Origin of the sequence: Vibrio sp. 1CM24A (assembly GCF_023161725.1) — a bacterium.
Lineage (GTDB): Bacteria > Pseudomonadota > Gammaproteobacteria > Enterobacterales > Vibrionaceae > Vibrio > Vibrio coralliirubri.
The window spans coordinates 1-19977 of the sequence record NZ_JALNTS010000009.1 but is presented as its reverse complement, the minus strand read 5'-3'; the positions used below and the strand labels follow the sequence as shown (position 1 = coordinate 19977).

Sequence of the window (19977 nt, the reverse complement as noted above, 5' to 3'; positions counted from 1 at the left end):
CGCCCTGACCTTTAGCCATAAGCATATGGTTACAGCCCTAATCAGCCTAATCATCTCTACCCTTTATCTTACTGGCCTCAAAGAGCACTCTTCAGGACATAAATCCAACCCCACCAGCTAGATAAGCACACCTATCACTTTATAAGTTCATAGCTAAATACCAATACGCCAGATACAAAAAAGGCACCCGAAGGTGCCTTTTTCTTATCTCTTAGAGACTACTCGTAGAGCTTACTCTTCTGAAGAGAAACCAGCGTTTAGAAGTGCTGCTAGATTGTCAGTAGCTTGTTCAGCTGAAGGACCTTCTTGCTCTTCTTCACGTTGCTTTTGACGCTCTTGGTGGTATGCGAAACCAGTACCAGCTGGGATCAGACGACCAACAATTACGTTCTCTTTCAGACCGCGAAGGTCATCACGCTTACCAGAAACCGCAGCTTCTGTTAGTACGCGAGTCGTTTCTTGGAACGATGCAGCTGAGATAAATGACTCAGTTGCAAGAGATGCTTTAGTAATACCTAGTAGATCACGTTCGAAACGTACTAGTTCTTTACCTTCAGCTTCTAGCTTACGGTTAGCAATCTTAACATTGTGGTACTCAACTTGTTCGCCAGGTAGGAACGGAGAGTCACCAGAATGAGTGATTGTACACTTACGTAGCATTTGACGAACGATAGTCTCGATGTGCTTATCGTTAATCTTTACGCCTTGTAAGCGGTAAACTTCTTGAACTTCGTTCGCGATGTACTGAGTTACTGCGTGGATACCACGTAGACGCAGGATATCGTGTGGAGTTTCAGGACCGTCGGCGATTACATCACCACGTTCAATCTTCTCACCTTCGAACACGTTCAATTGACGATGCTTAGGAATCATCTCTTCGTAAGCGTCACCGCCTTCACGAGTGATAACTAGACGACGCTTACCTTTCGTTTCTTTACCGAAAGACACAGTACCTGTGTGCTCAGCAAGGATCGCAGGCTCTTTAGGCTTACGAGCTTCGAATAGGTCAGCTACGCGTGGTAGACCACCGGTGATATCTTTGTTTCCGCTCGATTTTTGAGGGATACGAGATAGTGTGTCACCGATGCCAACTTCAGCGCCATCTTCGATGTTTACAATCGCTTTGCCAGGTAGGAAGTAGTGAGCTGGCATATCAGTACCAGGGATCATTACGTCGTTACCCTGCTCATCAACAAGTTTGATAGCTGGACGCATATCTTTACCTGCTGCTGGGCGAGCTGCTGCGTCTGTAACTTCACTTGAAGAAAGACCCGTTAGATCGTCAGTTTGACGAGAAACTGTAATACCATCGATCATATCTACGAATTGGATACGACCTGCCACTTCAGTGATGATTGGCATGGTATGCGCTTCCCAGTTAGCTACAACTTCACCAGCAGTAACTGCTGCGTTGTCGCCTTTGGTTAGCATCGAACCGTAAGGAAGTTTGTGCTTCTCTTTAGTACGGCCGAATTCATCAATAATCGTCATCTCAGATGCACGAGAAGTGATAACCAGTTTCTTATCTTTGTTAACTACGAACTTAGCATTGTGAAGTTTCACAGTACCAGTTGTCTTAGCTTGGATGCTGTTCTCTGCTGCTGCAGTAGATGCCGCACCACCGATGTGGAACGTACGCATCGTTAGCTGTGTACCCGGTTCACCGATAGATTGTGCAGCGATAACACCAACTGCTTCACCTTGGTTCACTAGGTGACCACGTGCTAGGTCACGACCGTAACACTGTGCACAACAACCGAAGTCTGCATCACAGGTAACAACAGAGCGCACTTTCATGCTATCTACTGAGTTGTCTTCCATGATTTGACACCACTTCTCATCAATCAGAGTATTACGTGGAATCAGTACATCTTCGGTACCAGGCTTAAGAACGTCTTCAGCTACTACACGACCTAGAGCAAGCTCAGAAAGTGCAACTTTAACGTCACCACCTTCGATGTGAGGCATCATGTCGATACCTTCATGCGTGCCACAGTCATGTTCGTGTACTACAACGTCTTGAGCAACGTCTACTAGACGACGAGTTAGGTAACCCGAGTTTGCTGTTTTCAGTGCCGTATCCGCAAGACCCTTACGAGCACCGTGCGTTGAGATAAAGTACTGAAGGACGTTTAGACCTTCTTTAAAGTTCGCTGTGATCGGCGTTTCGATGATTGAACCATCTGGACGCGCCATCAGACCACGCATACCTGCTAGCTGACGAATCTGAGCTGCAGAACCACGTGCGCCCGAGTCGGCCATCATGTAGATGCTGTTGAACGATTCTTGCTGTTCTTCTTCGCCGTCACGGTTGATAACTGTTTCAGAAGATAGGTTATCCATCATTGCTTTCGCAACGCGGTCATTCGTAGATGCCCAGATATCGATAACTTTGTTGTAACGCTCACCCGCAGTAACAAGACCAGATTGGAATTGCTCTTGGATTTCGCGAACTTCTTCTTCAGCAGATTCAATTTCATCGTATTTCGCTTGAGGTACAACCATATCGTCGATACCTACAGAAACACCAGAAAGTGCAGCGTATGCAAAACCTGCGTACATGATTTGGTCAGCAAATACTACTGTATCTTTTAGACCAAGCTTACGGTAACACTCGTTAAGAAGAGTAGAGATCTGCTTCTTACCTAACTTTTGGTTAACGATGCTGTACGGTAGGCCAGCTGGAACGATTTGCCATAGCATTGCACGGCCGACAGTTGTATCAACCATCTTCGTTTCAGTAGTGCTGTTACCATCTTCGTCCACTACAGTCTCGGTGATACGTACTTTAACGCGAGCGTGTAGCTCAGCAGTCTTAGTACGGTATGCCTTTTCAGCCTCAGCAGGGCCAGCAAGGTACATACCTTCGCCTTTCACGTTGATCTTGTCACGTGTCATGTAATAAAGACCCAATACAACGTCCTGAGAAGGTACGATGATCGGATCACCTGACGCTGGCGACAGAATGTTATTCGTCGACATCATCAGTGTACGTGCTTCAAGCTGTGCTTCTAGAGTTAGAGGCACGTGTACCGCCATTTGGTCACCATCGAAGTCGGCGTTGTATGCCGCACACACTAGTGGGTGAAGCTGAATCGCTTTACCTTCGATTAGTACTGGTTCAAACGCTTGGATACCTAGACGGTGAAGTGTAGGTGCACGGTTAAGCAGTACTGGGTGTTCGCGGATTACTTCGTCTAGGATATCCCAAACGATAGCTTCTTCGCGCTCTACCATCTTCTTAGCAGCTTTGATTGTCGTAGCCATGCCACGAGTTTCTAGCTTGCTGTAGATGAACGGCTTAAATAGCTCAAGTGCCATCTTCTTAGGAAGACCACACTGATGTAGACGAAGGTATGGACCTACTGTGATTACAGAACGGCCAGAGTAGTCTACACGTTTACCCAGAAGGTTCTGACGGAAACGACCTTGTTTACCCTTGATCATATCAGCAAGAGATTTCAGAGGACGCTTGTTAGAACCAGTGATAGCACGACCACGACGACCGTTATCTAGAAGTGCATCAACAGACTCTTGCAGCATACGCTTTTCGTTACGTACGATGATGTCCGGAGCAGCTAGCTCTAGAAGACGCTTCAAACGGTTGTTACGGTTGATCACACGACGGTAAAGGTCGTTCAGATCTGAAGTCGCAAAACGACCGCCATCTAGTGGTACTAGAGGACGTAGATCTGGCGGCAGAACCGGAAGTACAGTCAGAATCATCCATTGCGGATCGTTACCCGATGCAATGAACGCTTCAACTAGCTTCAGGCGCTTAGTAACTTTTTTACGCTTAGTTTCTGAGTTAGTTGTTTCTAACTCTTCGCGCATTTCTTCCACTTCTTGATGAAGGTCCATTGTTGCAAGCAGATCTTTGATCGCTTCAGCACCCATCTTAGCAGTGAATTCGTCACCCCACTCTTCTAGACGATCCAGATACTCTTCTTCAGTAAGCATCTGAGATTTTTCTAGATCAGTCATACCTGGTTCAGTTACTACGTACATCTCGAAGTAAAGAACACGTTCGATATCACGTAGAGGGATATCCATTAGCAGACCGATACGAGACGGCAGTGATTTTAGGAACCAGATGTGAGCAACTGGTGAAGCTAGCTCGATGTGGCCCATGCGGTCACGACGAACTTTAGTTTGTGTAACTTCAACGCCACACTTCTCACAGATAACACCACGGTGCTTCAGGCGCTTGTATTTGCCACAAAGACATTCGTAGTCTTTAACTGGACCAAAAATACGTGCACAGAACAGACCATCACGTTCAGGTTTGAACGTACGATAGTTAATTGTTTCCGGCTTTTTAACTTCACCAAAAGACCATGAACGGATCATGTCTGGTGAAGATAGACCGATTTTGATTGCATCAAATTCTTCGGTCTTATGCTGTGCTTTTAGAAAGTTTAATAAGTCTTTCACATTCAGCTCCTGTAAGGAGTTAAAGGAGCTCACTGCTGTAGCAAGCTCCCTTTTACCAAATAATCCTATCTTCTTTTAAAAAGAGGAGGGATTACTCTTCGTCTTCTAGCTCGATGTTGATACCTAGCGAGCGAATCTCTTTCAACAGTACGTTGAACGACTCAGGCATACCAGGTTCCATGCTATGGTTACCGTCTACGATGTTCTTATACATCTTAGTACGGCCGTTAACGTCATCTGACTTAACTGTTAGCATTTCTTGTAGAGTATATGCAGCACCGTATGCTTCTAGTGCCCATACTTCCATCTCACCGAAACGCTGACCACCGAACTGAGCTTTACCACCAAGTGGTTGCTGAGTTACTAGGCTGTAAGAACCAGTTGAACGAGCATGCATCTTGTCATCAACCAAGTGGTTCAGTTTCAGCATGTACATGTAACCAACAGTTACAGGACGCTCAAACGAATCACCAGTACGACCATCAAACAGTTTAAGCTGACCAGATTCTGGCAGATCACCCAGTTTAAGTAGTTCTTTGATTAGAGACTCAGAAGCACCGTCGAACACAGGAGTAGCAATCGGTAGACCGCCACGTAGGTTCTTGATCAGTGTACGAACTTGATCATCAGACAGTTCAGCAATATCAACTTTCTGACGAGTATCACCAAGATCGTAAACCTTCTGTAGGAACTCACGGAACTTATGCAGTTCTTGTTGTTCCTTAACCATTTGGTTGATCTTGTCACCGATACCTTTCGCAGCCAAACCTAAGTGAACTTCTAGGATCTGACCGATGTTCATACGCGATGGTACACCCAGCGGGTTAAGTACGATGTCTACAGGCTGACCTTTCTCATCGTATGGCATGTCTTCAACAGGGTTAATCTTAGAGATTACACCTTTGTTACCGTGACGACCGGCCATCTTATCACCAGGCTGGATACGACGTTTAACCGCTAGGTAAACTTTAACAATCTTAAGAACGCCAGGCGCTAGATCATCACCTTGAGTGATTTTACGACGCTTAGTTTCAAACTTCTTATCGAAGTCTGCTTTTAGCTCATCCCACTGCTCAGCAAGTTGCTCAAGCTGTGTTTGTAGCGCATCGTCTTCTAGAACTTGCTCTAGCCATTGCTTACGACCGATAGTATCAAGCTTAGCTTCAGAGTAACCACCAGACAGAAGTACAGCTTTAACACGGTTAAGAAGGCCACCCTCAAGAATTTGGAACTCTTCAGTTAGGTCTTTCTTAGCTTCTTTAAGCTGCATCTGTTCGATTTCAAGTGCACGCTTGTCTTTCTCTACGCCATCGCGAGTGAAGACTTGTACATCGATGATAGTACCCGAAACAGAGTTTGGTACACGTAGAGAAGTATCTTTAACATCAGATGCTTTCTCACCGAAGATAGCACGTAGTAGCTTCTCTTCAGGAGTCAGTTGAGTTTCACCTTTAGGGGTTACTTTACCAACTAGGATGTCGCCACCCTTAACTTCAGCACCAATGTAAACGATACCTGACTCGTCTAGTTTAGACAGAGCAGACTCACCTACGTTTGGAATATCAGCTGTGATCTCTTCAGAACCCAGCTTAGTATCACGAGCCACACAAGATAGTTCTTGAATGTGGATTGTCGTGAAACGGTCTTCTTGAACTACGCGCTCAGATACTAAGATCGAGTCTTCGAAGTTGTAACCGTTCCAAGGCATGAATGCGATACGCATGTTTTGGCCAAGAGCTAGTTCACCAAGGTCTGTTGAAGGACCATCAGCAAGAACATCGCCGCGTGCAACTGGTTCACCAGGAAGTACAGTTGGACGTTGGTTAATACATGTGTTTTGGTTCGAACGCGTGTACTTAGTTAGGTTGTAAATATCGATACCAGCTTCGCCAGGTACCAATTCATCTTCGTTAACCTTAACTACGATACGAGAAGCGTCTACAGACTGAACTTGACCACCACGTTTAGCAACCGCTGTAACACCAGAGTCAACTGCGATGTTACGTTCGATACCAGTACCGACTAGAGGCTTATCAGCCTTAAGTGTTGGTACAGCTTGACGTTGCATGTTGGCACCCATCAATGCACGGTTCGCATCATCGTGTTCTAGGAACGGGATAAGCGAAGCAGCGATAGATACTACTTGGTTTGTCGCAACGTCCATGTAGTCAACGTGATCGCGTGGGTGAAGACCAGATTCACCTTTTTGACGAGCTGTGATTAGCTCATCTGCAAACGTACCTTCTTCAGTAAGAATGGTGTTTGCTTGCGCGATTACGAATTGACCTTCCTGGATTGCAGACAGGTAATCAACTTCTTCTGTTACTACACCATCTACTACACGACGGTACGGAGTTTCTAGGAAACCGTAATCGTTACAACGTGCAAACGCAGATAGCGAGTTAATTAGACCGATGTTTGGACCTTCAGGCGTTTCGATCGGACATAGACGACCGTAGTGAGTTACGTGAACGTCACGTACTTCGAAGCCTGCGCGCTCACGAGTAAGACCACCAGGACCTAAAGCAGAGATACGACGTTTGTGCGTAACTTCTGACAATGGGTTGTTTTGGTCCATGAACTGTGAAAGCTGTGAAGAGCCAAAGAATTCTTTAACTGCAGCAGAGATCGGCTTAGCGTTGATAAGATCTTGAGGCATGATTGCATCAAGGTCACCAAGACTTAGGCGCTCTTTAACGGCACGTTCTACACGAACTAGACCAACACGGAATTGGTTTTCTGCCATTTCACCTACAGAACGGATACGACGGTTGCCAAGGTGGTCGATATCGTCCACTTCACCAATACCGTTACGGATACCAATCAGTTTCTTCATCACTTCGATGATGTCTGATTCATCCAGAGTACCGCGCTCTTCTTCTTCTTCACGCTCGATAGAGCTGTTGAACTTCATACGGCCTACAGTTGATAGGTCGTAACGTTCTTCAGAGAAGAATAGGCTTTCGAATAGAGACTCTGCAGCTTCTTTCGTTGGTGGCTCGCCAGGACGCATCATGCGGTAGATTTCTACCAATGCAGAGATGCGATCTACTGTGCTATCTGCACGTAGAGTGTCTGACATGAATGGACCGTGATCTAGGTCATTCGTGAACAGAGTTTGTAGAGCCTTGTGACCTGCTTGAGACAGGTTAGCAAGTGCTTCTAAGCTAATCTCTTGGTTCGCGCCAACGATGATCTCGCCAGTTGCTTCATTGATGTAATCTTTAGATGCAACTTTACCAACGATGTACTCTACTGGTACTTCGATGTGCTCAACGCCATCTTTTTCAAGTTGACGGATATGACGAGCAGTAACACGACGACCAGTCTCAACGTAAGTTTTGCCGTTTGCTTCGATGTCGAATGACGCAGTTTCACCACGTAGACGATCAGGAACCAACTCCATAAGAAGAGTTTGGTCTTTAACTTCGAAGTTCACTTTGTCGAAGAATAGATCTAGGATCTCTTCAGTCGATTTACCAAGCGCACGAAGAATAATCGATGCTGGTAGCTTACGACGACGGTCGATACGTACGAATAAGTTATCCTTAGGATCGAACTCAAAGTCTAACCATGAGCCACGGTAAGGAATTACACGTGCGTTATAAAGAACTTTACCTGATGAGTGGGTCTTACCCTTATCACTGTCGAAGAACACGCCTGGGCTTCGGTGCAGCTGGGATACGATAACCCTCTCGGTACCATTAATTACGAAAGTACCATTGTCTGTCATAAGCGGAATTTCGCCCATGTAGACTTCTTGTTCTTTAATGTCTTTTACAGTACCTGCTGGTGCATCTCGATCAAAGATAACTAGACGTAGTTTTACGCGTAGTGGCTTTGAGTAAGTAACACCGCGGATTTGACATTCTTTAACGTCAAAAACTGGCTCACCAAGACGGTAGCTAACGTATTGCAGCTCAGAATTGCCGTTGTAGCTCTGAATTGGAAATACAGAACGGAAAGCAGCTTCAAGACCGTATTGACCTTCTGGATCCTGTTCGATGAATTTGTCGAAAGAATCAAGCTGGATCGATAACAGGTATGGAATGTCCAAAACTTGTGGACGAGTACCAAAATCCTTACGGATGCGCTTTTTCTCGGTATAAGAGTAAACCATGGGGTTCCTCAGCTCGCTGATAAGTGACCCAAACCACCCAAAACACTCTTCAAGAGGGGGCGGTGACAAACAGCTGTTTACTGTAGTGAACAATCATTTCGAAAAAATGACTGTTTTTTTGCTCGGATTATGACGGTTAAACAGCGGAAAATTCGTCATAGCCCTACAGCGCAAAAAGGCCGGTGGTTAATAAACCACCAGCCATTAGCCTTGCGGCTAAGAAATTAAGTAATAATTACTTGATTTCAACAGAAGCGCCAGCTTCTTCTAGCTGTGCTTTAAGAGCTTCAGCTTCAGCTTTGTCAACGCCTTCTTTAAGCGCTGCAGGAGCTGAGTCTACAAGACCTTTAGCTTCTTTAAGACCTAGGCCAGTTGCGCCACGTACAGCTTTGATAACTTGTACTTTGTTAGCGCCAGCAGCAGTTAGGATAACGTCGAATTCAGTTTGCTCAGCAGCAGCGTCGCCGCCAGCTGCGCCGCCAGCTACAACAGCAGCAGCTGCAGTAACGCCGAATTTCTCTTCCATAGCTTCGATAAGCTCAACAACTTGCATTACAGACATTTCTGCAACTGCGTCTAGGATTTGCTCGTTAGTAATAGACATAACAATTCTCTTTTAAGTCAACAATAAGTTTAAATAGCAACCAGTGAAAAGCAAGGCTTATGCCGCAGCTTCTTCTTTTTGGTCGCGAACAGCAGCGATAGTACGAACCAGCTTGCCAGCAGAAGCTTCTTTCATGCACATCATTAGGCGTGCGATAGCTTCGTCGTAAGTTGGTAGTGTCGCTAGTACTTCAGCATCAGTAACTGCGCCTTCAAATGCAGCAGCTTTGATCTCGAAATCTTTATTCTCTTTAGCGAAGTCTTTGAAAAGACGCGCTGCAGCACCTGGGTGCTCATTAGAGAATGCGATCAGAGTTGGACCAGTGAAAGTGTCTACTAGACACTCGTAGTCTGTACCCTGAACCGCACGGCGTGCTAGTGTGTTACGAACAACTTTCATGTAAACACCCGCTTCGCGAGCTTGTTTACGTAGAGAAGTCATTGCGCCAACTTCAACGCCACGAGAATCAGCTACAACTGCAGAAAGTGCACCACTGGCAGCTTCGTTGACTTCAGCAACAATTGCTTTTTTGTCTTGAAGATTTAAAGCCATTTGGATTAACCTCTGGTTGTGATTACAGCACTCAATACAAAATGTAATGAGCGTTTACGATGTTATTTAAAAATGAATAAATTCATTTCAAACCACAACATCGCCTACGTAGGTTTTATTAAGCTATCAATAATCTAATGAAAATCGACAGCGCCTACGGTCTTGGGATAGATGATTTCAAATTGCTTTAAAACCACCCAACCACAAATATTAGGCGCAGAAGTATACACTAAATCTGCGCCTAAGCAAATTAGTTTGCTTGAGTGTCAAGACTAGCTTGATCAACAGCAACACCAGCACCCATCGTAGTAGAGATGCTTACTTTCTTCAGGTAAGAACCCTTAGCTGAAGAAGGCTTAGCTTTCTTAAGAGCAACTAGAAGAGCTTCTAGGTTCTCTTGAAGCTGGCTAGCTTCGAAAGATGCTTTACCGATAGTAGTGTGGATGATGCCGTTCTTGTCGTTACGGTAACGAACCTGACCAGCTTTAGCGTTCTTAACCGCTTCAGCAACGTTAGGAGTTACAGTACCAACTTTAGGGTTTGGCATAAGGCCGCGTGGACCTAGGATTGTACCTAGTTGACCAACAACACGCATTGCATCTGGAGAAGCAACAACTACGTCGAAGTTCATTTCGCCTTTTTTCACTTGCTCAGCAAGATCTTCCATACCAACGATATCTGCGCCAGCAGCTTTAGCAGCTTCTGCGTTTGCACCTTGAGTGAAAACAGCAACGCGGATGTCACGGCCAGTACCGTGAGGTAGCACTGTTGCGCCACGAACGTTTTGGTCAGATTTACGAGCATCGATGCCTAGGTTAACAGCAACATCTACAGACTCAACGAATTTAGCAGTCGCTAGTTCTTTAAGAAGAGCAACAGCTTCGCTGATTTCGTATTCTTTAGTTGAGTCAACTTTGTCGCGGATTACGCGCATACGCTTAGTAAGTTTAGCCATGATCTTATCCCTCTACCACTAGGCCCATTGAACGAGCAGTACCAGCAATAGAACGTTTCATTGCTTCGATGTCAGCACCAGTCATATCAGCAGCTTTAGTTTCTGCGATTTCCTGAACTTGAGCGTCAGTAACAGTACCAACTTTCTCAGTGTTTGGACGACCTGAACCAGACTTAACGCCAGCAGCTTTCTTAAGAAGAACAGCAGCAGGTGGAGTCTTAGTTACGAACGTGAAAGAACGGTCGTTGTAAACAGTAATAACTACTGGAGTAGGTAGACCTTTCTCAACAGATTCTGTTTTTGCGTTGAACGCTTTACAGAATTCCATGATGTTCACGCCGTGTTGACCTAGAGCAGGACCAACCGGTGGACTTGGGTTTGCCATACCAGCTGCAACTTGCAGTTTGATATAAGCTTCAACTTTCTTAGCCATGATATTTCCTAATATTTTGGGTACATGCGCTAGCCGCAAGGCGAGCTCCCCATAAATTCAATTAACTCTTTTTCACTTCCACAGAAGCAAAAAGGCGCGAAATTATAATCATAATTCGCGCCTTTAACAACCCTAAAAAGGTGATTTTTTATACTCTTTTATTTTGAACAACTTATGAAGCATTTATCCACAGCTTGTTCAAAATTTAGAGTTTTAGTCCAGTTTTTCAACCTGACCAAATTCAAGCTCAACCGGTGTTGCACGACCAAAGATCGATACAGATACCTTAATGCGGCTTTTCTCGTAATCTACTTCTTCAACAGTACCGTTGAAGTCAGCAAATGGACCATCGTTCACACGAACCACTTCACCCGCTTCGAACATTGTCTTAGGACGTGGAGACTCGCTCGCTTTCTCTAGACGGTTCAAGATAGCATCAGCTTCTTTATCAGTGATTGGTGCAGGACGATCAGAGGTACCACCAATGAAGCCCATAACACGCGGAATGCTGCGTACTAAGTGCCATGATTCATCATTCATGATCATTTGAACTAATACGTAGCCAGGGAAGAATTTACGTTCACTTTTACGGCGTTGGCCTGCACGCATTTCCACTACTTCTTCAGTAGGTACTAGCACATCGCCAAATAGTTCTTCCATGTTGTGCATTTTAATATGCTCGCGTAGCGACTGTGCAACACGACCTTCAAAGCCAGAAAAGGCTTGAACTACATACCAACGTTTTTTTGGAGCTTCACTCATGAATCAGAACCCTCTACACCCCAGTTGCTAGAGAAACTAGACGGACCATAATGCCGTCAATTCCCCAAAGCACTAGAGACATAACAATACATACAGCTAAAACGATCAATGTAGTTTGCATAGTTTCTTGGCGAGTAGGCCAAACAACTTTACGAATCTCCATACGAGATTCTTTTGCAAAATCGATCGCAGCTTTACCTTTAGTTGTTGTTGCTGCAACGCCTAGTGCGGCAGCAATCAGCACAACTACACCTGCAGCGCGAATTACAACAGACAATTCACCATACAGGTAATTACCCACAACAGCAGTAGCCAACAGAACAAAAGCGACAATCCACTTCATTGTATCTGCTGCACCTGAGCTATCAGGAGTTTCAGCGTTTGCTTTCATAAAACCAACCTGTGATAAGTCTTAAATATAGACGACAATAACCCCGCTGTTGCAGGGCACATTCCTTTGCGTTGCAAAACAACACATCTAACAGTCATTTTAGTCAAAAAGACCGTTTAATTCTTTGCTAAGAGCAAAAATCGATGTCAAAACATCCAACTCTTTTTTTAGCGCAGAAAAAGGGCATCAAATGATGCCCTTTTTACTAGTGGTTCGTCAAATCTTATGCAAAGATTTTAGCTACAACACCAGCACCAACTGTACGGCCACCTTCGCGGATTGCGAAACGTAGACCTTCGTCCATTGCGATTGGAGCGATTAGCTCAACAGTCATTTGAACGTTGTCACCTGGCATTACCATTTCTACGCCTTCTGGTAGAGTGATGTCGCCTGTTACGTCAGTTGTACGGAAGTAGAACTGTGGACGGTAACCTTTGAAGAAAGGAGTGTGACGGCCGCCTTCGTCTTTAGAAAGTACGTATACTTCAGACTCAAACTTAGTGTGTGGGTTGATAGAACCTTTCGCAGAAAGTACTTGACCACGTTCAACGTCATCACGCTTAGTACCACGTAGAAGTGCACCAACGTTCTCACCTGCACGACCTTCGTCAAGCAGTTTACGGAACATTTCAACACCAGTACAAGTAGTAAGAGTAGTCTCTTTGATACCAACGATTTCTACTTCGTCACCTACACGTAGGATACCGCGCTCGATACGACCAGTTACAACAGTACCACGACCTTGGATTGAGAATACATCTTCAATTGGTAGTAGGAACGGTTGGTCAACTGCACGCTCTGGCTCAGGAATGTAAGAATCTAGTGCTTCTGCAAGCTCAACGATCTTATCTTCCCACTGCTTCTCGCCGTTTAGTGCGCCAAGTGCAGAACCTTGGATAACTGGTAGGTCATCACCAGGGAAGTCGTATTCAGAAAGAAGTTCACGAACTTCCATCTCAACTAGCTCAAGTAGCTCTTCGTCATCTACCATGTCACATTTGTTCATGAATACGATGATGTAAGGGATACCAACTTGACGACCAAGTAGGATGTGCTCACGAGTTTGAGGCATAGGGCCGTCAGTCGCAGCAACAACTAGGATACCGCCGTCCATTTGTGCAGCACCAGTGATCATGTTTTTAACATAATCCGCGTGTCCTGGACAGTCTACGTGTGCGTAGTGACGTGCTGGAGTATCGTACTCAACGTGAGAAGTTGCGATTGTGATACCGCGCTCGCGCTCTTCTGGAGCGTTATCGATAGATGCGAAATCTTTAGCAACACCACCGTACACTTTTGCAAGTGTAGTACAGATAGCAGCAGTTAGAGTTGTTTTACCGTGGTCAACGTGGCCGATAGTACCAACGTTTACGTGCGGTTTCGTACGTTCAAATTTTTCTTTAGACATGGGGTGTCCCTCTAGGTACGGATTAGGTGGCTTAAAATAAGACCACGCAACCAAAAAAAATGGTTTTCTTTATTAAAGGAGAAGAAGCTTTAGACTGGTGCTAATACCCAGAGTCGAACTGGGGACCTCACCCTTACCAAGGGTGCGCTCTACCGACTGAGCTATATCAGCACACAAAATGAGTTGGAGCGTGCAGCGGGAATCGAACCCGCATCATCAGCTTGGAAGGCTGAGGTAATAGCCATTATACGATGCACGCAACACGTAACTCTGTTTGAGCTATTTAACCTTTAGAATATGGTGGAGAGGGACGGATTCGAACCATCGAAGGCAGTGCCAACAGATTTACAGTCTGCTCCCTTTGGCCACTCGGGAACCTCTCCAAATTTTGAGCTTTCTCTCGCTTTCCTAAAAGGAAGGGAGAAAGTGGTGCCGACTACCGGAATCGAACTGGTGACCTACTGATTACAAGTCAGTTGCTCTACCTACTGAGCTAAGTCGGCACAAGTGGGGCGCATTTTATTGAATGATTTTCCACCTTGCAATAGTAAATTGAAAAAAAGTGCAAAATTCTCTGACCAAACTCCTACATACGGCTATTTAGCTCAAGGTTTACGTCTTTAACCCGCATCTAGTACAGGAAGATATTTTATTTATCTATCGCTTGATGTATTTTCCATGCACTTGTTTTGTTATCCACTATAGAGTTTTGTATGAGCCCATTTATGTCATTTGACCGCGAACGTTGGTCTGAGCTAAGGAATTTAGTTCCGATGACACTTTCTGAGAGCGACTTAAAAGAGCTTCAAGGCATCAATGAAAAGCTCACAATGGAAGAGGCAGTAGAGATCTATCTACCGTTATCTCGTCTATTGAACCTCTATGTGGCAGCCAGACAGAATAGAAACTCGGTACTCCACCAATTTCTAGATAAGAAAGAGAAAGCGCCACCTTTTATCATCGGTATTGCGGGTAGCGTAGCCGTTGGCAAAAGTACCACTGCGCGTCTGCTTAAAGCCCTACTCTCTCGCTGGGAAAACCACCCAAAAGTTGAGCTAGTGACAACCGATGGCTTTTTATATCCAAACGAGGTCTTAGAAGAGAAAGGCTTGATGAGCAAAAAGGGCTTTCCGGAGTCTTACGATATCAAGCGTTTAGTGAACTTTGTTTCGGATGTAAAGGCATGCAAGAGAAATGTTACAGCCCCTGTTTACTCGCATCTTACGTACAACATTACTGATGACGTTAAGTGCGTCGACCTACCAGATGTGCTTATTATTGAAGGGCTTAATGTCTTACAAACCGGAATGAATTATCCACACGAACCACATCGCGTGTTTATTTCAGACTTCCTTGATTTCTCACTCTATGTTGACGCTGATAGCCAACAAATCAAAGAGTGGTACGTCAATCGTTTTATGAAATTCCGCGATGGTGCGTTTACTAAGCCTGGCTCTTACTTTAGTCATTACACTAAATTATCGAACCAAGCCGCATTAGATAAAGCGGAAGGTATCTGGAGTTCAATTAATGGCTTGAACCTTGAACAAAATATCCTTCCGACAAGAGAAAGGGCTCACCTGATTCTACGTAAAGGCGCAGATCATATGGTTGAAGAAGTGTTACTAAGAAAATAGTAACGCCTTAATCGCCTTTTCTTAGCGATATCTCGCCACCAATATAGCTCTCGACACCATTCTCAGTTTTGAGCAATACAGCGCCTTGTTCATCGATACCTTGAACAACACCTTCAATTTCTCTAGGTCCAATGATCAACCTAACATTGCGACCTAAGAAATTATCCAATCGGTTCCAACGCTCTACAAAGTTGGACATTCCTTTCAACTCATAATCGGCAAGAGATTTATCCCAAGCATTGATCAAAGCCTGCGCTAACTGGTTACGGTCTGGCACCTTCCCATCACACACTTCTTTAAGGGAAGTCCATGGTTGCCCAATACCTGATGTTGTTGGATCCATGGATAGGTTTAGCCCTAAACCAATCACAATATGCGCAGCGCCACCAGACTGCCCTGACAGCTCGACCAAGATACCTGCAAGCTTCTTATCATTATGGTAGAGGTCGTTCGGCCATTTGAGCTTTACACCTTCTACACCCATTTCTTCCAAAGCTTCAACAACAGCAACACCAACCACAAGGCTTAAGCCCATCGCAGCAGCCATCCCTGCGTCAAGTCTCCAATACATTGAAAGATAGAGGTTTGCACCGAATGGTGATACCCACTCTCGTCCACGGCGTCCACGGCCCGCCGCTTGATATTCCGCAATGCAGACAGAACCCGATTCAAGGGTGTTAGTACGCTCTAATAGGTGCTGGTTTGTAGAACCTATGATTGGAATCAACTCAAGAGAAGCATCGCGACTAACTGCAGACAATTTTTCTTGGTCAAGCATATCTAATCGACTGGCTAGCTTGTAGCCCTTGCCTTGTACTCGGTAGATATCTACCCCCCACTCTTGAATACCTTTAATGTGCTTACTGATAGCCGCTCGTGATACACCAATCATTTCACCTAGGTCTTCACCTGAATGAAACTCACCGTCAGCAAGGCATCTCAATAGTGCAAGCTTGGTACTGTGCTCTCTCATGCCAATGACTCCAAAGCCTTGTCTAGGTTTGTCTCGCAGTCTCGTCCCATAAAACGCACTTCATGTTCCAATCGAATATCGAATTTATTCAAAACGGACTGGCGTACTCGCTCTGCAAGCTTAAGGATATCCACGGCAGAAGCCTCATCATAATTGATGATAACCAATGCTTGGTTAGGGTGAACCTGAGCGCCACCTTCAGTCACGCCTTTGAACTGGCATTGATCAATCAGCCAACCAGCAGCGACTTTGATCATGTCATTACTCTCATAGCCGACAATGTTTGGGTATAGAGCTAACAGGCGATCAAAATGATCTTTGGTGATCACAGGGTTTTTGAAGAAACTGCCCGCATTCCCTTGTACTCTAGGGTCTGGTAGCTTACTTGAACGGATAGCACACACTTCATCAAATATAGTGCGAGGAGAGAGCGTATCGGCTGCTAGGCTTTTTAACGGGCCATAGTGATTGCATGGCTGCCACTCTTTCGACAACGTTAAACCAATCGCAACAACAATCGCTTTACCGTAGAGAGCGTGTTTGAAAATAGAATCTCGGTAACCAAAGAGACACTCTTCTTTGCTTAATCGCTTAACTGTATAAGTATCCAGACACAGAATATCGACATACTCGCATACATCTTGCAGCTCAACACCATACGCACCAATATTCTGAATCGGAGCAGAGCCTGAACAGCCGGGTATCATTGCTAGGTTTTCTAGGCCACCCAACCCCTTATCCACACTCCACTTAACCAAGCTTGGCCAATCCTCGCCACCACTTACATGCAGTAGGTGATGACTGTCCGTCTCGGTCAGCTCAATCCCGGCTAATTTATTCACAATGACCAGGCCAGCGAAGTGCTCCGTAAAAAGCATATTACTGCCCTTACCCAGTATCAACTTAGGCAAAGCTGACCATTTAGGGTCTTTGTAAAGCGAAATCAGTTCTTCGGTAGTGGTGACTTCAACCAACGCATCACACGTCTGATCGATGGAAAAAGTATGAACATTTTTTAAACTAGCATTGAGATGGAATTGCATGGCGATATTCAATTAACTTACACTGCGGTCATTCTACAGCAGATAAACCAATGGCGCAGTGACTGAATGAACAATGTCATCATTACTCAATTAGACCCAGTAAAGGTTCCCCTAGTTAAACGTTTCTATAAAGAACACTACCCAACGGGAAAAGCGAATAAGAGTGAACTGATCTACTCGTTATTACTGGATAACGAGCTGTGCGGTGTCGTGCGTTTTCGTACAATAGAAAATAGTCGCTTACTTACCGGTATGGCTATATCAAAACAACATCGTGGTCAGCAATTAGGCTCCCAGCTTATGGATTATTGTGCGCAACATACGCTTACGGAAGACGATTACTGCTTTGCGTACGCTCATCTCACCAATTTTTACGCGCGACACAAATTCGTACAAGTAGACCCTAAAGATCTACCAAATGGTTTAAGACTTTTATACGAGCGCTATTCGAATAGCGGAAAAGATCTCATTCCTATGCATTATCAGCAAATTTGTTAGAGAATGCCTCGATTATCTAGTATTTGGTGCTATCCCTTTGGTAAAATTAAAGGTTCGCAATTTTGCATATTTTTAAGGTAAAACAGTCAATATGATTGCCAGTAGGAATCCATTCATACAGTTGCCAACCATAGCGCAGAATCCTGACAAGTTTGAAGTACTACTATCAGCGAAAGAGTTTCGAACTCGCCTACTTGATGAGATATCTCGCGCAACGACTCGTATTAGTTTAGTCGCTTTGTACCTTGAAGATGATGAAGCTGGCCGTGAGATCCTAACTGCCTTATATGAAGCAAAGCAAAAGAATCCAGAATTAGACGTGAGCGTTTGTGTCGATTGGCACCGAGCGCAGCGCGGATTGATTGGTGCAGAGTCTTCTGAAGGCAATGCAGCCATGTATAAAGAGTTTGCAGAAAAATATCAACATTCTGTGCCTGTCTATGGCATTCCCGTTCGCGGCAAAGAAGTCTTTGGCGTATTGCACTTAAAAGGCTTTATCGTCGATGACAGCGTGATATACAGCGGTGCAAGCCTTAACAATATCTACCTGAATTACCATGACCGCTATCGCTTTGATCGTTACCACGTTTTAAACAACGCGGCTCTTGCTGACTCAATGTTTGCCTACGTACACGAACAGATGGTTGCGGACAGCGCTGTTTATGACCTGGCTGATAAGAACAAGCCTGCGACCAAAGAACTGAAACCAGCGATTCGTCAGTTTCGTGCATCATTAGCAAGATCTCAGTATCAATTCGAAGGGCAAGAGGTTTCAGCAGACCAAGTGGCTGTAACACCCTTGGTTGGTATCGGTAAAAGACGTAACCGTCTGAATCAGGGAATCAATCAACTCGTAGCGCAAGCTAAAGATGAAATCTTTATCTGCACACCTTACTTCAACTTCCCACCTAGCCTAGCTAAAGAAGTGAAGAAAGCACTCAAGCGTGGCGTAAAGGTCAGCATTGTTGTTGGCGATAAGACAGCGAATGATTTCTTTATCTCGCCAGAAGAAGAGTTTAAAACGATTGGTGGTTTGCCATACCTTTACGAACTGAACTTACGCCGTTTCGCTAAAGCGAATGAAGCTCATATTGCTAGCCGTAATCTATCAATTCGACTTTGGCAACACGATTCCAATAGCTTCCACCTAAAGGGCATATGGGTAGATAAGCGCTACATGCTACTAACAGGTAATAACCTAAACCCACGCGCATGGAAGCTGGATCTGGAGAACGGTATCTTTATCCAAGATAACTACCATCACCTAACTGATAAATTCCAGGCTGAAGTGGATAATATCCTTCAACACACTCAGCTTATCTGTACTTATAAGCAGCTAGATAAGGTAGAGAGCTACCCGATGGAAGTTCAGAAGTTGATTCGTAAGATCACTCGTGTGAAAGCCGACAGAGTACTCAAACAAATACTGTAGTCGGTGTATTAGAAACACTATTTATCAACGCCTAGCAAACGCTAGGCGTTTTTATATCTACGAGATAGCGAGATAGCGAGATAGCGAGATAGCGAGATAGCGAGATAGGTTTACTTAATGGTCCTTTAAGTCACCATCTCTATTTATTCATAGTGATTGTGATAGCTGGAAGTATTAAACACCGTACCTTTTCCTTAGTCAGTCTAAGAGTTTCAGATACGTGTATCTGGTATGGTTTAGAGAGCAGTTAAACGAGTCCCAATACGAACATAATCGACAATTATCCTATACGTACCAAAAGCAATAATGTTCGTCATTCCCTAAAGCAAAGTGCGAGCGTAATGGGGAATCTCACATAGTAAAGCCCTCAGGTTGATGCTCTGCTCTATTTTAGCTCAACTACCAGAGTTAGAAGTAACCGCTTATATTCCCAAGAAGCACCTCCTGACGGCCAGAGAGACATCTCATGGATAGTGATAAGAATCTGTAGCCAATATCCCAAACACATACGCCAGAAACGACGAAAGCCTAGTCGTCAGACTAGGCTTTCTAATATGTGCCGGAATAACATGAAGTGCAGGGGCTCGGTGCCTTTACAGCACTCATACAATTTAACCACAAAACACTTTTCTTCAAATGTAAAAAAGCCCTGCTATTTCTAGCAGGGCTTCTCTAATAAGTGGCGGAGTGGACGGGACTCGAACCCGCGACCCCCGGCGTGACAGGCCGGTATTC

14 protein-coding genes and 4 tRNA genes are annotated in these 19977 nt (G+C 44.8%); 3 read left to right on the top strand and 15 right to left on the bottom strand.

Annotated elements, in window-relative coordinates:
• Nucleotides 1-231 precede the first annotated feature (231 nt).
• The 13 genes from rpoC to MSG38_RS18895 all read right to left on the bottom strand — a co-directional run bounded on the left by rpoC (nucleotide 232) and on the right by MSG38_RS18895 (nucleotide 14162).
• On the bottom strand, nucleotides 232-4434 hold the full coding sequence (gene rpoC, locus MSG38_RS18955; RefSeq protein WP_017060527.1) for a DNA-directed RNA polymerase subunit beta': 4203 nt from the start codon (nucleotides 4432-4434) through the stop codon (nucleotides 232-234).
• 91 nt (nucleotides 4435-4525) lie between these two features.
• Nucleotides 4526-8554, bottom strand: a complete 4029-nt coding sequence (gene rpoB / locus MSG38_RS18950; protein ID WP_017060526.1) for a DNA-directed RNA polymerase subunit beta — start codon at nucleotides 8552-8554, stop codon at nucleotides 4526-4528.
• A gap of 235 nt (nucleotides 8555-8789) precedes the next feature.
• Complete coding sequence (gene rplL, locus MSG38_RS18945) at nucleotides 8790-9158, bottom strand: 50S ribosomal protein L7/L12 (RefSeq protein ID WP_017631516.1); 369 nt, start codon at nucleotides 9156-9158, stop codon at nucleotides 8790-8792.
• Between the two features lie 57 nt (nucleotides 9159-9215).
• Complete coding sequence (gene rplJ, locus MSG38_RS18940; RefSeq protein WP_010435550.1) at nucleotides 9216-9710, bottom strand: 50S ribosomal protein L10; 495 nt, start codon at nucleotides 9708-9710, stop codon at nucleotides 9216-9218.
• Nucleotides 9711-9960: 250 nt separating this feature from the next.
• Entirely contained in the window at nucleotides 9961-10665 is a 705-nt protein-coding gene (gene rplA, locus MSG38_RS18935) for a 50S ribosomal protein L1 (protein WP_017060523.1), read from the bottom strand.
• Between the two features lie 4 nt (nucleotides 10666-10669).
• On the bottom strand, nucleotides 10670-11098 hold the full coding sequence (rplK, locus tag MSG38_RS18930; RefSeq protein ID WP_010435555.1) for a 50S ribosomal protein L11: 429 nt from the start codon (nucleotides 11096-11098) through the stop codon (nucleotides 10670-10672).
• Between the two features lie 213 nt (nucleotides 11099-11311).
• A complete protein-coding gene (gene nusG / locus MSG38_RS18925; RefSeq protein WP_010435556.1) occupies nucleotides 11312-11860 on the bottom strand; it encodes a transcription termination/antitermination protein NusG in 549 nt (182 codons plus the stop codon).
• A gap of 13 nt (nucleotides 11861-11873) precedes the next feature.
• Nucleotides 11874-12251 carry a preprotein translocase subunit SecE gene (gene secE / locus MSG38_RS18920; RefSeq protein ID WP_059021913.1) on the bottom strand — a complete coding sequence of 126 codons (378 nt, stop codon included), beginning with the start codon at nucleotides 12249-12251 and terminating at the stop codon, nucleotides 11874-11876.
• Between the two features lie 223 nt (nucleotides 12252-12474).
• Nucleotides 12475-13659: an elongation factor Tu gene (gene tuf / locus MSG38_RS18915; protein ID WP_010435158.1), complete on the bottom strand. Its 1185-nt coding sequence runs from the start codon at nucleotides 13657-13659 to the stop codon at nucleotides 12475-12477.
• Nucleotides 13660-13754: 95 nt separating this feature from the next.
• Nucleotides 13755-13830: transfer RNA gene (locus MSG38_RS18910), tRNA-Thr, on the bottom strand.
• A 13-nt stretch (nucleotides 13831-13843) separates the two neighbouring features.
• Nucleotides 13844-13918 (bottom strand) — tRNA-Gly (locus tag MSG38_RS18905).
• 39 nt (nucleotides 13919-13957) lie between these two features.
• Nucleotides 13958-14042, bottom strand: a tRNA-Tyr gene (locus MSG38_RS18900).
• 44 nt (nucleotides 14043-14086) lie between these two features.
• A tRNA-Thr gene (locus MSG38_RS18895) sits at nucleotides 14087-14162 on the bottom strand.
• Nucleotides 14163-14372: 210 nt separating this feature from the next.
• On the opposite strand from MSG38_RS18895, the gene coaA reads away from it, so the two are divergent.
• Nucleotides 14373-15296 carry a type I pantothenate kinase gene (gene coaA, locus MSG38_RS18890; protein ID WP_017066910.1) on the top strand — a complete coding sequence of 308 codons (924 nt, stop codon included), beginning with the start codon at nucleotides 14373-14375 and terminating at the stop codon, nucleotides 15294-15296.
• Between the two features lie 7 nt (nucleotides 15297-15303).
• Here the strand turns inward: coaA and birA are convergent, their stop codons facing one another.
• Together birA and murB are read right to left on the bottom strand one after the other, a co-directional pair.
• The gene (birA, locus tag MSG38_RS18885; protein ID WP_248402407.1) at nucleotides 15304-16269 is read right to left on the bottom strand and encodes a bifunctional biotin--[acetyl-CoA-carboxylase] ligase/biotin operon repressor BirA; all 966 of its coding nucleotides are present in this window, start codon (nucleotides 16267-16269) and stop codon (nucleotides 15304-15306) included.
• Nucleotides 16266-17312, bottom strand: a complete 1047-nt coding sequence (murB, locus tag MSG38_RS18880; RefSeq protein ID WP_050642983.1) for a UDP-N-acetylmuramate dehydrogenase — start codon at nucleotides 17310-17312, stop codon at nucleotides 16266-16268. Before murB ends, birA begins: the two co-directional genes overlap by 4 nt.
• Before the next feature lie 66 nt (nucleotides 17313-17378).
• Between murB and MSG38_RS18875 the strand changes: the two genes are divergently transcribed.
• Both MSG38_RS18875 and pssA read left to right on the top strand, forming a co-directional pair.
• Nucleotides 17379-17810 carry a GNAT family N-acetyltransferase gene (locus MSG38_RS18875; protein ID WP_248402406.1) on the top strand — a complete coding sequence of 144 codons (432 nt, stop codon included), beginning with the start codon at nucleotides 17379-17381 and terminating at the stop codon, nucleotides 17808-17810.
• A gap of 91 nt (nucleotides 17811-17901) precedes the next feature.
• Nucleotides 17902-19242, top strand: coding sequence for a CDP-diacylglycerol--serine O-phosphatidyltransferase (pssA, locus tag MSG38_RS18870; RefSeq protein ID WP_086971616.1), 1341 nt, complete (start codon nucleotides 17902-17904; stop codon nucleotides 19240-19242).
• Nucleotides 19243-19977 lie beyond the last annotated feature (735 nt).

Bases quoted from the DNA above. Each gene is read 5' to 3' on its own strand.
- rpoB (WP_017060526.1), bottom strand. From the start codon at position 8,554: ATGGTTTACTCTTATACCGAGAAAAAGCGCATCCGTAAGGATTTTGGT.
- rplL (WP_017631516.1), bottom strand. From the start codon at position 9,158: ATGTCTATTACTAACGAGCAAATCCTAGACGCAGTTGCAGAAATGTCT.
- rplJ (WP_010435550.1), bottom strand. From the start codon at position 9,710: ATGGCTTTAAATCTTCAAGACAAAAAAGCAATTGTTGCTGAAGTCAAC.
- rplA (WP_017060523.1), bottom strand. From the start codon at position 10,665: ATGGCTAAACTTACTAAGCGTATGCGCGTAATCCGCGACAAAGTTGAC.
- rplK (WP_010435555.1), bottom strand. From the start codon at position 11,098: ATGGCTAAGAAAGTTGAAGCTTATATCAAACTGCAAGTTGCAGCTGGT.
- nusG (WP_010435556.1), bottom strand. From the start codon at position 11,860: ATGAGTGAAGCTCCAAAAAAACGTTGGTATGTAGTTCAAGCCTTTTCT.
- secE (WP_059021913.1), bottom strand. From the start codon at position 12,251: ATGAAAGCAAACGCTGAAACTCCTGATAGCTCAGGTGCAGCAGATACA.
- tuf (WP_010435158.1), bottom strand. From the start codon at position 13,659: ATGTCTAAAGAAAAATTTGAACGTACGAAACCGCACGTAAACGTTGGT.
- coaA (WP_017066910.1), top strand. From the start codon at position 14,373: ATGAGCCCATTTATGTCATTTGACCGCGAACGTTGGTCTGAGCTAAGG.
- birA (WP_248402407.1), bottom strand. From the start codon at position 16,269: ATGAGAGAGCACAGTACCAAGCTTGCACTATTGAGATGCCTTGCTGAC.
- murB (WP_050642983.1), bottom strand. From the start codon at position 17,312: ATGCAATTCCATCTCAATGCTAGTTTAAAAAATGTTCATACTTTTTCC.
- MSG38_RS18875 (WP_248402406.1), top strand. From the start codon at position 17,379: ATGAACAATGTCATCATTACTCAATTAGACCCAGTAAAGGTTCCCCTA.
- pssA (WP_086971616.1), top strand. From the start codon at position 17,902: ATGATTGCCAGTAGGAATCCATTCATACAGTTGCCAACCATAGCGCAG.